The sequence below is a fragment of the Olsenella porci genome (assembly GCF_009695875.1).
In the GTDB taxonomy this organism is placed as follows: domain Bacteria; phylum Actinomycetota; class Coriobacteriia; order Coriobacteriales; family Atopobiaceae; genus Olsenella_H; species Olsenella_H porci.
The window spans coordinates 169169-183219 of record NZ_VUNC01000003.1; the positions used below are offsets into that span (position 1 = coordinate 169169).

At 65.0% G+C, this 14051-nt stretch carries 12 protein-coding genes; 11 read left to right on the forward strand and 1 reads right to left on the reverse strand.

What is annotated here, in order from left to right; translation table 11 throughout:
- Positions 1 to 308 precede the first annotated feature (308 nt).
- The 3 genes from FYJ68_RS05300 (at position 309) to FYJ68_RS05310 (ending at position 2674) form a co-directional block, all read left to right on the forward strand.
- Positions 309 to 854: a glutathione peroxidase gene (locus FYJ68_RS05300; RefSeq protein ID WP_154434719.1), complete on the forward strand. Its 546-nt coding sequence runs from the start codon at positions 309 to 311 to the stop codon at positions 852 to 854.
- On the forward strand, positions 851 to 1378 hold the full coding sequence (locus FYJ68_RS05305) for a MarR family winged helix-turn-helix transcriptional regulator (protein WP_326832233.1): 528 nt from the start codon (positions 851 to 853) through the stop codon (positions 1376 to 1378). Before FYJ68_RS05300 ends, FYJ68_RS05305 begins: the two co-directional genes overlap by 4 nt.
- A gap of 102 nt (positions 1379 to 1480) precedes the next feature.
- A complete protein-coding gene (locus FYJ68_RS05310) occupies positions 1481 to 2674 on the forward strand; it encodes a cation diffusion facilitator family transporter (protein WP_229772046.1) in 1194 nt (397 codons plus the stop codon).
- A gap of 121 nt (positions 2675 to 2795) precedes the next feature.
- Here the strand turns inward: FYJ68_RS05310 and gpmA are convergent, their stop codons facing one another.
- Positions 2796 to 3560, reverse strand: coding sequence for a 2,3-diphosphoglycerate-dependent phosphoglycerate mutase (gene gpmA / locus FYJ68_RS05315; RefSeq protein ID WP_154434721.1), 765 nt, complete (start codon positions 3558 to 3560; stop codon positions 2796 to 2798).
- A 161-nt stretch (positions 3561 to 3721) separates the two neighbouring features.
- On the opposite strand from gpmA, the gene FYJ68_RS05320 reads away from it, so the two are divergent.
- The 8 genes from FYJ68_RS05320 (at position 3722) to FYJ68_RS05355 (ending at position 13997) form a co-directional block, all read left to right on the forward strand.
- The gene (locus FYJ68_RS05320; RefSeq protein ID WP_154434723.1) at positions 3722 to 3931 is read left to right on the forward strand and encodes a FeoB-associated Cys-rich membrane protein; all 210 of its coding nucleotides are present in this window, start codon (positions 3722 to 3724) and stop codon (positions 3929 to 3931) included.
- 217 nt (positions 3932 to 4148) lie between these two features.
- A complete protein-coding gene (locus tag FYJ68_RS05325; protein WP_326832234.1) occupies positions 4149 to 5486 on the forward strand; it encodes a glutamine synthetase family protein in 1338 nt (445 codons plus the stop codon).
- Positions 5487 to 5878: 392 nt separating this feature from the next.
- The gene (locus FYJ68_RS05330) at positions 5879 to 7342 is read left to right on the forward strand and encodes an ABC transporter permease subunit (protein ID WP_154434727.1); all 1464 of its coding nucleotides are present in this window, start codon (positions 5879 to 5881) and stop codon (positions 7340 to 7342) included.
- Positions 7332 to 8201: an amino acid ABC transporter ATP-binding protein gene (locus tag FYJ68_RS05335; RefSeq protein WP_229772047.1), complete on the forward strand. Its 870-nt coding sequence runs from the start codon at positions 7332 to 7334 to the stop codon at positions 8199 to 8201. The genes FYJ68_RS05330 and FYJ68_RS05335 overlap by 11 nt, the downstream gene beginning before the upstream one ends.
- Positions 8202 to 8388: 187 nt before the next feature.
- A complete protein-coding gene (locus tag FYJ68_RS05340; protein ID WP_154434729.1) occupies positions 8389 to 9063 on the forward strand; it encodes a winged helix-turn-helix transcriptional regulator in 675 nt (224 codons plus the stop codon).
- Positions 9064 to 9272: 209 nt separating this feature from the next.
- Positions 9273 to 10766 (forward strand): S1C family serine protease, encoded by a 1494-nt coding sequence (locus FYJ68_RS05345; RefSeq protein WP_154434731.1) that lies wholly within the window; start codon positions 9273 to 9275, stop codon positions 10764 to 10766.
- A 152-nt stretch (positions 10767 to 10918) separates the two neighbouring features.
- A complete protein-coding gene (locus FYJ68_RS05350) occupies positions 10919 to 11293 on the forward strand; it encodes a metal-sensing transcriptional repressor (RefSeq protein ID WP_326832235.1) in 375 nt (124 codons plus the stop codon).
- A gap of 64 nt (positions 11294 to 11357) precedes the next feature.
- Positions 11358 to 13997, forward strand: a complete 2640-nt coding sequence (locus FYJ68_RS05355; protein ID WP_154434733.1) for a heavy metal translocating P-type ATPase — start codon at positions 11358 to 11360, stop codon at positions 13995 to 13997.
- The last annotated feature ends 54 nt before the right edge of the window (positions 13998 to 14051 follow it).

Consider the following 14051-nt stretch of genomic DNA (forward strand, 5'->3'; position numbering starts at 1 on the left):
CCAGCGCGGCTAAGCCTCTCCCATTCGTCTGTCACCCGCCCTGGCGACAAGGAGATTGCCACCGAATGCGCAACCTCGTATTCACTGCAGCGCCAGGCATTTCCTCGCGGCGGACTGGGCGCATCTCCGCCACGTTCCCTGGTCGCATGGGCATGTCGCCCCCCTCGATGCCATCCTCCGACGTACCGGCGGGGATGTGGCGTACAGTTCGCGCGCGTGAAGATTGCATGCAATACAATTGCGCACAATAAAATGTGCGGCAGGGGGAGGACAATGGCCGCTAACGCCACGACCAAGGAGGGTCCCGCATGAACGACTACTTCGACTTCAGCGTCACCGCGCAGGACGGGAGCAGCGCTCCGCTCGACGCGTATCGCGGCAAGGTCCTGCTCATCGTCAACACCGCCACCGGGTGCGGCTTCACCCCGCAGTACGAGGACCTCGAGCGCATCTACGCGGGCCATCACGACCAGGGGCTCGAGATCCTGGACTTCCCGTGCAACCAGTTCGCCGGCCAGGCGCCCGGGACCGACGACGAGATCAACCAGTTCTGCTCGCTCAAGTTTGACACCAAGTTCCCGCGCTTCAAGAAGATCGACGTCAACGGCGAAGGCGCCGACCCGCTCTTTGCCGCGCTCGCCACCGAGGCCCCGTTCAAGGGGTTTGGCAAGGGGATCAAGGCGGCGGCCCTCTCGCGCTTTGCAAAGTCCAACGCCAAGAAGTTTGGCGACAAGGCGTATGTGATGTGGAACTTCACCAAGTTCCTGGTGGGCAGGGACGGCCACCTGGTCGCCCGCTTCGAGCCCACGGACGACATGGCAGACGTCGAGCGCGCCATCGAGGGGCAGCTGTGACGTCCCCCCAGGCCCAGGCGGGGGAGAGGGGCGTCGCCCCCGTCGCAGCTGCCGCGCCATCCTGCGGCACGGGCGGCACCGACCAGACGCCCACCCCCATCCGGCTGCAGGACCAGCTGTGCTTTCCGCTCTACGCCTGCTCAAAGGAGGTCGTGCGCCGCTATGCGCCCCTGCTCGACCCCCTCGGCCTCACCTACACCCAGTACATCTGCATGATGGTGCTGTGGGAGGAGGGCGAGGCAACGGTCAGCCACCTGGGCGAGCGCGTGCTCCTGGACTCCGGCACCCTCACCCCGCTGCTTCGCAAGCTGGAGGAGAAGGGCTACGTCACGCGCGAGCGGGGCATCCGCGACGCACGCCAGCTCATCGTTCGGCTGACGCCCGAGGGAAGGGAGCTGGAGCGTCGGGCCGCCTCGGTGCCGCGCGGCATGCTCCAGTGCGTCGACCTGTCCATAGGGGAGGCCGCCGAGCTCAAACGCCTGCTGCTGAAGGTGCTGGGGCAGCTGCGACAAGACCAGCACTAGCCGGGGGAGAAAGGCGAGAGCGACATGACCGCGCCCCCATCACGTGGCGCGGTGGTCCGGCATGCCCCGTGCATGCCATGCGACAGAGGGAGATGGGCCGGAATGGCCGATGGCAATCAGGATGAGATGATGACAGGGTCGGACCCGGAGGGCGTGAGCGGGACCCGCGAGGGGGCGCTTCCCCCAACGGGACGCGAGGCGGCGATCGTGCGGGCGAGCGTGACGGGAATTGTCGCCAACGTCCTGCTGGCGGGCTTCAAGGCGGTGGTGGGGACCCTCTCGCATTCCATCGCCATCACGCTCGACGCGGTGAACAACCTCTCGGACGCGCTCTCGTCGGTCATCACGATCGTGGGGACCAAGCTCGCGGGACGTGCGCCCGACCACAAGCATCCCATGGGCTACGGGCGCGTCGAGTACCTCAGCGCGGCGGTCATCTCGGTCATCGTGCTGTATGCCGGCGTCACGTCGGTCGTGGAGTGCGTGCGCAAGATCGTCTCGCCCGAGACCCCCGAATACACGCCGGTCGCGCTTCTGGTGGTCGCCGCTGGCGTGGTGGCCAAGGTCGTCCTGGGGCGCCACGTGAGGTCGGTGGGGCAGCGCTTCTCGTCCGACTCGCTGGTCGCCTCGGGAACGGACGCGCTCTCAGACGCAGTGCTCTCGGTCTCCACCCTTGCCGCCGCACTTGTCTACCTAGCGTTTGGCGTCTCGCTCGAGGCGTGGGTGGGCCTCGTGATCTCGGCGTTCATCGTGAAGGCGGGCCTTGACATGCTCTCGCAGACGCTGGGGCAGATCCTGGGAGAGCGCGTGTCGCCCGAGGTGGCCGAGACGGTCAAGGGCATCGTGGCCAAGGACCCCGACGTCCTGGGGGTCTACGACCTCATCCTGCACAGCTATGGCCCCGAGCGCCTGGTGGGGTCGCTCCACGTCGAGGTGCGCGACACCATGGACGCCAATGCCATCGACGAGATGGACCGCCGTATCCAGGAGTCGGTGTATGCAAGCACCCAGGGCAAGGTCATCATAGTTGCCGTGGGGATCTACTCGCGCAACACGAGCGAGTGTGTCACCGCGGTGAGAAACGACGTCACGCGCAGGGTCATGGCCCACGACCACGTGATCCAGATGCACGGTTTCCACCTGGACGAGGAGCGAAGGCTCATGGCATTCGACGTGATCATCTCGTTCGACGCCCCCGACCGGATGGGGGAGTACCGCCAGATCGTGAGCGAGGTGCAGGGGGCCTACCCGCAGTATCACGTAGACGTGACGCTGGACACCGACGTGAGCGACTGACGGCCGACGGGGTGGTCTGTCTGTCCTCGCCCCTCTCCCCTTTGCCATACGAGACAAGAGAACGCCCCGGAGCGGTACATGCCGTTCCGGGGCGTCGTTGTGACTACGTGGGAGAGAGGCTCTACTTCTTGGCCTTGCCCTGGTTGGCGACGGCCTTGATCTTCTTCTCGATGGTCTCGGGATCACCGATGTAGTGCTTGTCCAGGATGTTCCAGTCCTTGTCGAAGGTGTAGGAGCAGGGGACGCCGGTGGGGATGTTGACCTTCAGGATCTCGTCGGGAGTGAGGTGCTCGAGCTGCATCACCAGGGCGCGCAGGCTGTTGCCGTGGGCGGCGATGAGCACGCGCTTGCCGGCCTCCATCTGGGGCTTGATCTCCTCCTCGAAGTACGGCCACGCACGGGCGATGGTGTCCTTCAGGCACTCGGTGTAGGGGAGGTCCTCCTGGGGGACGTCACGGAACTGCGCCTGGACGTGCGGGTCGCGCTCGTCGCCCGGCTTGAGCGCGGGGGGCTGGACGTCGAAGGAGCGGCGCCAGATGAGCACCTGCTCCTCGCCGTGCTCCTCTGCCGCCTTGGCCTTGTTCAGGCCCTGGAGGGCACCGTAGTGGCGCTCGTTGAGGCGCCACGTCTTGTGCACGGGCAGCCAGGCGCGGTCAAGCTCGTCCAGCACGATGTTGAGGGTGTGGATGGCACGCTTGAGCAGCGAGGTGTAGCACACGTCGAAGTCGTAGCCCTGCTCCCTGAGGGCCTTGCCGCCTGCGGCCGCCTCCTCGCGCCCGGTGTCGGTGAGGTCGACGTCGGTCCAGCCGGTGAAGAGGTTGAGCTTGTTCCACTCGCTCTCGCCGTGGCGGATGATAACAAGGTGCATGTTCTCGTCTTCTGCCATTGCCATTCTCCATTCTTGATTGGAACTGCTGCCAACGGGCATGACGAGGTCATTTTATCTCACTTGCTTGGTGCCTATATCGATGGGTATAGTTGACCTAGACTAACTTATAGGTTGGCCACGGATTGCCGTCCAACCGTCTGGTATCAGGAGGTGCCGCGATGATCGCCAACATCCTCATAGTCGCCGTCGTCGGCGTTGCGCTCGTTCTGTGCATCCGCTCGCTCGCGAGGGGTGGGGGCGAGTGCTCCGACTGCTCGAGCGCCTCCACCTGCGCCGTCCACGCCACGGGCAAGGGCAAGTGCCCCGTGGCGGAGGACATGGTGCGCAAGGCGGACGCTGCACTTGGGAGTGGGAGCCACCGCTCCTGAACCGCTGCCCGACCTCGGGCGAGGGTATGCCTGGCTGCCGGCGGGAGGGGTCCCGACCGGCGCAGCTCGCCCCTCTCCCGCCGAGCCGCGCCATCGTCCCGCCCACGACCTCGGAAACAGAAGCGTAACGTCCGTATGTCAGCTTTAGTATGATGGGTCGTGCTGCATTGAAGGATTGTCGGCCGCGCGCTGCGCCCTCGACAGGAGGAGGTCATTTGTGAGCGATAGAAACGTGGACTTCGTCCTCAGGACAGTCGAGAAGCGTGGGGTTCGCTTCGTCAGGCTGTGGTTCACCGACGTCCTGGGCAACCTCAAGTCGTTCGCGATCTCGTCAGAGGACCTCGAGGAGGCGTTTGAGGAGGGCATCGGCTTCGACGGCTCGTCCGTGGAGGGCTTTGTACCCCAGCAGGAGTCGGACATGCTGGCATTCCCCGATCCCACCACCTTCCAGATCCTGCCCTGGCGCCCCGAGACCAAGGGCGTCGCCCGCGTGTTCTGCGACATCAAGACTCCGTCGCGCGAGCCCTTCGAAGGCGACCCGCGCTCGTGCCTCGACCGCCTGGTGCGCGAGGTCGACGCAAAGGGCTACGTCATGAACGTGGGACCCAAGATCGAGTACTTCTACTTCGAGAACGACCACGACCCCATCCCGGTTGACAACGCCGGCTACTTTGACCTCACCTCCACGGACGTCTCGACCGACCTCAGGCGCGAGACCACCCTCATGCTCGAGAAGATGTCCATCCCCGTGGCGTACTCGTACCATACCAGCGCGCCGTCGCAGAACGCCGTCGAGCTTCGCTACACCGAGGCCCGCAGCTGCGCGGACAACATCATGACCGCCCGTCTGGTGATCAGGCAGGAGGCCTTTGCCAACAACATGTTCGCCTCGTTCATGCCCAAGCCGCTCAACCACTGCGCGGGCTCCGGCATGTTCCTGTACCAGTCGCTGTTTGACCACGAGGGCAACAATCTGTTCTGGGCCCCCAAGACCCAGAACGACGCGCACCTCTCCGAGCTCGCCCAGCACTACGTGGCGGGGCTGCTCAAGTATGCGCCCGAGTTCATGCTGGTCACCAACCCCACGGTCAACTCGTACAAGCGCCTCATCTCCAACGACGTGGTGCCCGTGTACGCCACCTGGGGCCGCAAGAACCGCACCGCCCTGGTGCGCATCCCCACGCACAAGCCGGGCAAGCACCAGTCCACGCGCGTTGAGCTGCGCTGTCCCGACCCAACCGCCAACCCGTACCTCGCCATCGCCGTGTGCCTGGCGGCGGGCATTCGTGGCATCGAGGAGGAGCTGCCCCTGCCCAAGGAGTCGCCCGAGGACATCGACCGCATGAGCGAAGCGGAGCTGGAGCGCGCGGGCTTCAAGCGGCTTCCGCGCAACCTCAGCGACGCGATCAAGGAGTTTGGCTCCAGCGAGCTCATGCGCGAGACGCTGGGAGACCACATCTGCGACTACCTCATCGAGCAGAAGTGGGCGGAGTGGGACGAGTACGCCGCCACCGTTACGGAGTGGGAGCGCAGGCACTACTACGCGGGCTACTAGGGGAGAGGGGCAAGAGCCTCTGTGCCAAGGAGTCTTGATGGCGGGGTCACTGGCAGTTGTGCCGGTGGCCCCGTTTTGTTGTGGGAGGTATCGTCTTCGGTGGTGTCTTGGATGCGCCCCGGGAATATGCCTGCGCCCGTAGGGTGGACGAATCTCTCGTCTGCTGTTGGATGCATCCAAGTTTGGTTGCTGACCTTAGCCTGTGGAAGGGCCCGTCCTTTTCGAGCGTGTTGCGAGTGACGAACGTGTTGGCAACGATGGGCTCCGACCGATTCCGGCACATTAAAGTATGAAAATACACGGGCGCGGGAGCCGCGTTCGCGTCTATCAAGCCTTGAACCTAGGACTAGCAGGGCTTGATATAGTGTCCGCCAGCCTAGGAGGAAAACATTATGCAAGAACTTGCATCAAGGAAGCCTCACCCAGGAGGACTGGTCGCAGGGGCACTCGCGCTTGCCCTCGCGCTCGTGCTCGGTGGCTGCGGTTCCGCAACCTCAAGCTCCTCGACAGGACTCGACTCTTCCGGCATCACGACCGCTGCGGATGCGGGCGAGGTCGTGGTCAAGAGCGCCACGGCCCGTCCCAACGAGGATGGTGGCAGCAGCGTCTTTGGCGGTCAGGAGACACGTCTGACCTGGGAGGGCACCGTCAACGTTGACTCGGGCATCACCGAGGTGACGCTCGCGCTTCCCGACGACGCGACCTTTGACGGCTCCACCACCCGCGTGACGGTGCTCGATGGCCTCAAGCGCGTCAACATCGATTCCACGACCTCCACGAGCGGCAACACCATCACCATCAAGTTCGCCGAGGCCATTCCCTCCGGGTCGCTCCTGCGCCTCGAGGTCACCAACATGAAGTTCCCCACCAAGGGTGGTTCGTACTCCGTCACCGGCACCTATGTGACCGGCACGGGCGAGAAGGCGGAGCTGGACGCATCGCCCAAGATCAAGATTACTGAGCTCACCACCACGCAGGCGATCGTCAACTGGCTTGATGGCCAAGCCTGGGTCTCCGCATGGAACTCCGTACCCTTCCTCAACATGTTCTTTAAGCCGCAGCTGCTCGTGACCTCGTTCCCGTCGCTGTTCTCCGGCTGGATCCTGTGCCTCATCATCATCCTGGTTGCGTTCCCGTTTGGCATCCTGCTTGGTCTGGTCTTCGCGTTCATGCGCATATCTAAGCACCGCTGGGTGCGTGCAATCGCGGCCATCTACGTCAACCTGCTTCGCGGCACGCCGCTGTTCCTGCAGATCTACATCGCGTTCTTCGGCCTGCCCATGGTCGGCATCAACATGGACAACAACATCCTCGGCATTATCGTGGTGGCCATCAACAGCTCCGCGTACCAGGCCGAGATCTATCGCGCCGGCATCCAGTCGATTCCCAAGGGCCAGTACGAGGCCGCAACCTCTCTCGGCATGACCTATCGTCAGACCATGACGAGCATCATCCTCCCGCAGACCGTCCGCCGCGTGCTGCCCACCGTCACGAGCGACTTCATCACGTCCTACAAGGACACCTCGCTCCTCTCGTCCGTGGGTGTCATGGAACTCATGATGTTCTCCAAGAACCTGACCACGGTCTCGGGCAACATCACGCCGTACATCGCGGCCGCCATCTACTACCTCATCATCACGCTGCCGCTGATCAAGGTCGTGGGCATCATCGAGAAGCGTCTCTCGGCAGACGAGAACGGCGAGGGCCCGCGTCCCAAGGACGACGACATGGAGACCGAGGACGAGTTCGAGGCTCCCGCCGCCGACGAGAAGGCCAAGCCCTCCGCGTTCCAGGCGCTTACCGCCCCGTTCCGTGCCCACACCCTTTCCGACGGAGGTGTCGAGGATGCCATCTAAGTCAAAGAAGACCCCAATAATCGAGGCCCCGGTGGTCCCTCCCGCGATGGACGCCGCGGTGGCAGCCAGGGAGGCCGCCGCGCACGACCGCGAGCTCACCAACCATCACTTCAAGGAGGGCGAACACCCCATCGTCCGCATCGAGCACCTCAACAAGACGTTCACCGACACGCCTGTGCTGCGCGACGTCAACCTGGACGTCTGGAACGGCGAGATCGTGGTTGTGCTCGGACCCTCCGGCTCCGGTAAGTCCACCATGCTCAGGTGCATCAACCTGCTCGAGACCCCCACGGCCGGCCACATTCTCATCGACGACGAGGAGATCACCGGCTCCAAGAAGACCGACGTCGTCAAGTTGCGCCGCAACCTCGGCATGGTGTTTCAGCAGTTCAACCTTTTCCCGCACCTCACGGCCCTGGAGAACGTCATGATCGGCCAGACCAAGGTCCTCAAGAAGGGCAAGGAGGAGGCGAGGGCCGAGGCCCTGAAGCAGCTCGACCGCGTTGGCCTGGCGGACCGCGCGGACTTCAAGCCGCCCCAACTCTCCGGTGGCCAGCAGCAGCGCGTGGCAATCGCCCGGGCGGTTGCCATGCACCCGCAGATCCTGCTGTTCGACGAGCCCACGTCGGCACTGGACCCCGAGCTCGTCCGCGGCGTCCTCAACGTCATGCGCGACCTTGCACTCAACAGCGGCATGACCATGATTGTGGTGACGCACGAGATGGGCTTCGCGCGCGACGTGGCCGACCGCGTGGTGTTCATGGAGGATGGCGTCGTGGTGGAGCAGGGGAGGCCGGGCGACGTGTTCGACCACCCTCAGCACGAACGCACGCGCGAGTTCCTGGGCTCCATCTCGTAGGATCGCACCCCGCTTGCGCCCCGTCCCGAAGGGGGCGGGGCGCTGCGGAGAGTCGCTTGCGACTAGAAAATAATCGGCTGCTCTCGAGAGGGTGCGGCCGATTATGATATACATGGAACAGGTGTAAGGTACGACCGTCTATTCCGCCAGAGGAATTCTCGGCCTCCTAAATGCGGGGGAGCTTGGAATGCACCACAAGAATATCTTGCTCATATCCAATGGCTCACGTTACCTCGAACGGATGCGCGAGCTCAAGCACGCGCTTGACGTATCCATCCTCCCCACCACGTCGGACACGTTCTCCCAGGCGGTCTCGTCGGGGCATGACTTCGACCTCGTGATCCTGGACATGCAGGGGCTAGGCAAGGAGACGCTTGCGAGCGTGGACTCCTACGTCTCTGACAATGGCTTCATCCCCACCCTCGTCATCCAGGAGGAGAGTGCACTCAGCAGCCTCCACCTCCCTGCGCAGGGGCGCAACGACTTCATCCTCTCGAGCGCGGGCGAGGCAGAGTTCGAGGTCCGCTGCGCGTTGCTGCTGTGGCCGGGGGAAGAGAGCGCCCCGTCGGACATCGTGACCGTGGACAATATGACCATCAACCTGGCCACGTACCAGGTCTACATCGACGAGCAGCCGGTCGACCTCACCCTCATGGAGTACTCGCTCCTCTCGTTCCTTGCCACGCATCCCTCTCGCGCCTACTCCCGTGAGACCCTGCTGCACCGCGTGTGGGGCTTCGAGTACTGCGGCGGCACCCGCACCGTCGACGTCCACATCCGTCGAGTCCGCTCAAAGGTGGGACCGCAGATCGCCTCGCACATCGTCACGGTCCGCGGCGTGGGGTACCTGTTCAAGCTGTAGCCTCCATCCTTACGTCGCCTTGCGCGTGCCCGTCCCCGTCGGGCTTGGGGGCGGGCACTTTTGTGTAGCGAGATTCAGAAAACCAAAAGCGTTGTTCTCCATCAATGATGTGTGGGGTGCCCCGCCTCTTGAGCTGGGAGGTTGGGTAGAGACTGTGTGGCTACAGACACATCCACTGCGACGCGATCGCACAAGAGGAGGGAGCTGCCATGAGCAGCAACGAGGATGGGCGTCCACCAGTTCCTGGCATGGATGGGATGGACGGCGGCTCCGACGAGACGGTGAAGGCGACCCCCGTCTCCCCGGTCCCCGATGCAGCCGGCCAGACCGGTGAGGGCGGAAGTGCCACGCAGGGTCCCGACGGCGAGAAGCACAAGGGCAAGAAGCACGGGCACCACAAGATGAAGCCTGGTGTCAAGACCGCCCTGATCGGTGCGTGCTCGGGCGTCGTGGGCGCTGCCGCGATCGTCCTCGCGCTCAACGCGACCGGCGTGATCGGCAACCAGACGGTGACCACCACGAGTGGCTCCGGCCAGACCATCAACATCACCGCCAACTCCGAGGACGCGACGGTCGCCAAGGCGGCTGCCGCCAAGGCGCTTCCCTCGGTCGTCTCGGTCAACGTGACCACGAGCGACGGCTCGGGCATCGGCTCGGGCGTCATCCTGGACACCGAGGGCGACATCATCACCAACTATCACGTGGTTGACGGCGCCACAGCGGTGAGCGTGACCATCGACGGCAAGAGTTACGACGCCACGATCGTGGGGTCCGACGCGTCAAGCGACATTGCCGTCATCAAGGTCGACCTCAACGGCACGTCGGTGACCCCCATCGAGGTCGGCGACTCCGACAGCCTGGAGGTCGGCGACTGGGTCATGTCCGTGGGCAGCCCGTTCGGCCTCGACCAGTCCGTCTCGGCTGGCATTGTGAGTGCCCTCACGCGCAACCAGCTCATGGAATCGTCCTCGGGCGAGACGCTCTACACCAACCTCATCCAGACCGACGCCGCCATCAACCCCGGCAACTCGGGTGGCGCGCTGGTGAACGACGAGGGCAAGCTCGTGGGCATCTGCACGCTGTACTCGTCGAGCACGGAATCCTCCGCGAGCGTGGGCTTTGCCATCCCCGGCAACTACGCCGTCAAGATCGCCAAGGAGATCATCTCCGGCGAGACCGTGACGCACCCCTACATCGGCCTCACGATGACCACCGTCAACTCCCAGACCGCCTACCAGAACAACCTCAGCGTGAGCCAGGGCGCCCTGGTGGTCTCGGTCACCGACGGCAGCCCCGCGGCCGACGCGGGCATCCAGAAGGGCGACGTGATCACTGCCGTGGACGGCGAGGAGATCACGTCTGCCGACGGCATGATCCTCAACGTCCGCTCGCACGAGATTGGCGACAAGGTCAAGGTCACCTTCGTGCGCGATGGCAAGGAGCAGACAGTCGAGGTGACCCTGGGCTCGGACGAGGCGCTTCAGCAGGAGCAGCAGAGCCAGAGCCAGACCCAGACGCAGGGGACCGGCACCAACGGGAACACCGACTCCAACACCAACGGCAACGGCACGGGCACAAACAGCGAGCAGCAGTACCTAGAGGAGCTCTACAACTACCTCTACAACAACGATCGCGGCGGCTCGTACGACACCAACGGCACCACGACGACCACGGATTCGACCAGCGGGGCTGCGGCGGCGTAGCCAGGCAAGGCAAGCTTATCCAAGCAAGGGGAGAGGCTCGGGGGCACGTTCCCTCGGGCCTCTCCCCTTGTGTTTGACAGGTACCCCTATGGGGTATATCCTTCAGGCGTAGGAAATACCCCCAGGGGGTAATGTGAGAAGAAGGAGCCACGATGGGCGAAGTGGAGTCGAGCGCCAGGGGTGCCAACGCGACGCCAGCGGGATGCTGCTGCGGGGAGGCCACGGGAACGGGGCAGGGTTCCGCTCCACGCATGAAGAGCATGCCTCGCTCCCCTGAGGTCAAGCGAAAGCTCGATGCGCGCATCAACCGCGTGACCGGGCAGCTCAATGGCATTCGCACCATGATCGACGACGACCGCTACTGTGGCGACGTCCTGGTCCAGCTGGCGGCCGTCGAGAGCGCGGTGAAGTCAATCTCCCGCGAGGTCATGCGCGACCACCTGGAGACCTGCGTCACCGAGCGCATACGCAGGGGAGACGACGAGGTCGTGGACGAGGTCATGCAGTTGTTCAAGAAGTTCATGTGAGGCATCGGTACCAACAATGATGGGTTTGCGCGGCGTCGGTGCCGCGAGGGGAGGCATGCGTCTGATGAGACAGACGTTCGACATAGAGGGAATGACCTGCGCCGCCTGTGCGTCGCGGGTGCAGAAGGCGGCGGGTGGCGTGCCCGGCGTGGCCGAGGCCAACGTCAACCTGCTCAAGAACTCGATGGAGCTGGACTACGACGGCGAGGCCAAGACGCGCGACGCCGTGGTGGACGCCATACAGAAGGCGGGCTACGGGGCGAGTCCCCGCGGAGGCTCCGCGGCAAGGGGCTCAAAGGCAAGCGAGTTCGTTGACCCCCAGGTCGCGGCTCGCAAGGCGACGCAGGCGAAGGGACGCCAGCTGGCATGGTCCCTGGCGTTTGGGGTGCCGCTGTTCTACCTGGCAATGGGTCCCATGCTGGGTTGGCCGGAGGTGCCGGGCCTTGCGGGGATGCCGGGGATGATGGCGTCGGCGGTCACGCAGCTCCTGCTTGCGACCTGCGTGCTCTTTGTCAACCGTGCCTACTTTGTCAACGGCTTCCGCACGCTCGCGCACCTCTCGCCCAACATGGACTCGCTCATCGCGATCGGCTCCGCCGCCAGTTATGCCTACAGCCTGGTGGGCGTGTACCAGATGGCGCTCGCGCTGGGGGCCATGGACATGGAGGCTGCCCACTACGCGATGATGCACTCGCTGTACTTTGACTCGGCCGGCACCATCCTCGTGCTGATCACGCTGGGAAAGTACTTCGAGAGTCGAGCCAAGGGCAAGACCACCAGTGCCATCTCGGCGCTCATGGACCTGGCGCCCAAGACCGCCACCGTGGTGCGGGATGGGCGCGAGGAGGTCGTTCCCACCGAGGAGGTGCGCGTGAGCGACCGCGTGGTCGTGCGCGCTGGGGAGTCCATTCCCGTTGACGGCGTGGTGGTGGACGGGACCGCCTCCGTGGACGAGTCCGCCATCACCGGCGAGTCCGTGCCGGTGGAGAAGGCCGCGGGCGACCGGGTGACCGGCGCCACGGTGAGCTCTCGCGGCTGGATCACGGTCGAGGCCACCGCCGTGGGCGACGACACCGCGCTTGCGTCCATCATCCGCCTGGTGGATGAGGCCACCAGCTCGAAGGCGCCCATAGAGCGCCAGGCCGACCGCATCGCCGGCGTCTTCGTTCCCGTGGTCATGGGCGTTGCCGCGGTCACCTTCCTCGCGTGGATCGCGCTGTTTGCTCCCGGCGACTTTGCCGTCGCCTTTAACCACGCCGTGTCGGTGCTCGTGATCTCGTGCCCGTGCGCTCTGGGTCTCGCAACGCCTACGGCCATCATGGTGGGCACCGAGCGCGGTGCCAAGGTGGGCATCCTCATCAAGAGCGCCGAGGCCCTGGAGGGCGCCTGCAACCTGGACGAGGTCGTGCTCGACAAGACGGGCACCGTCACCGAGGGCAAGCCCAGCGTGACCGATGTTCTGCCGGCGGAGGGCGTCTCTGCCGAGGAGCTGGCTCGTCTCGCCGGCGCGCTCGAGCGCAGGAGCGAGCATCCCCTTGCCGAGGCAATCTGCCACTGGGCGGACCAGACGCTGGGCCAGGGGTCCGTGGACGATGAGGTCAGCGGGTTCGAGCAGGTTGCCGGTGGCGGCGTCGTCGCACGAGTGGGCGGCTCCAGCGTGTGTGCCGGCAACGCCCGTCTGATGGGGGAGAGGGGCGTGGACGTCTCGTCCGTCTCCGATGCCGCCGATGCATTCGCAGACCAGGCCAAGACCCCGCTGTACGTGGCGCGCGACGGGAGGCTCGTCGGGCTGCTGGCCGTGGCCGACGTCGTGAAGCCGTCGTCCGCACAGGCAGTCGCCCGCCTGAGGTCCATGGGCATCCGCACCATGCTGCTGACCGGCGACCAGGAGCGCACCGCCCAGGTGATCGCCAGCCAGGTGGGCGTGGACCAGGTGGTCGCGGGCGTGATGCCCGACCAGAAGGAGCGCATGGTCCGCAGGCTGCAGCAGGAGGGTCGCAAGGTCGCAATGGTGGGCGACGGCATCAACGACGCGCCCGCGCTGGCACGCGCCGACATCGGCATTGCCATCGGCGCCGGGACCGATGTCGCGATCAGCTCGGCGGACATCGTGCTCATGCGGTCCGACCCCGCCGACGTCGCCACCGCCATCGAGCTCTCGCACGCCACGATGCGCGACATCAGACAGAACCTGTTCTGGGCGCTGTTCTACAACGCCATCTGCATCCCGGTGGCGATGGGCGTGCTGAGCCCGCTCGGCATCACGCTCAACCCCATGATCGGAGCGGCGGCCATGGGCTTCTCGTCCGTGTTCGTGGTCAGCAACGCGCTCAGGCTGTTTGCCTGGAAGCCCGGGAGGACCCGTGGCATGAGGTCAGCCGGGGCAGCGGGCGCGGGCAGGGCGGAGCTCACCTCGCTCGAGGGCGAGGCTCCGCAGGAATCGGTTTCCAAGGTTGGTCTCCCCAAGCAGGGTGACCAGAAGGGAGAGGGTCAGATGAGTCAGAAGAGGCTGAAGGTCGAGGGCATGATGTGCGAGCACTGCGTGGCGCACGTGACCCAGGCGCTCGAGGGCGTGAAGGGCGTCCGCAACGTCCAGGTGTCGCTGGACAAGGGCGAGGCAACGCTCGACGCCGGTCCGCTCGTAAGGAACGGAGCGCTGGTCAAGGCCGTCGAGGAGGCTGGCTACAAGGCGACGGTGGAGTAGCCGGGTGAGAGTGGCGCGGCCAGGGCGGTCGCAACCCATCCTACAGGGGGACCA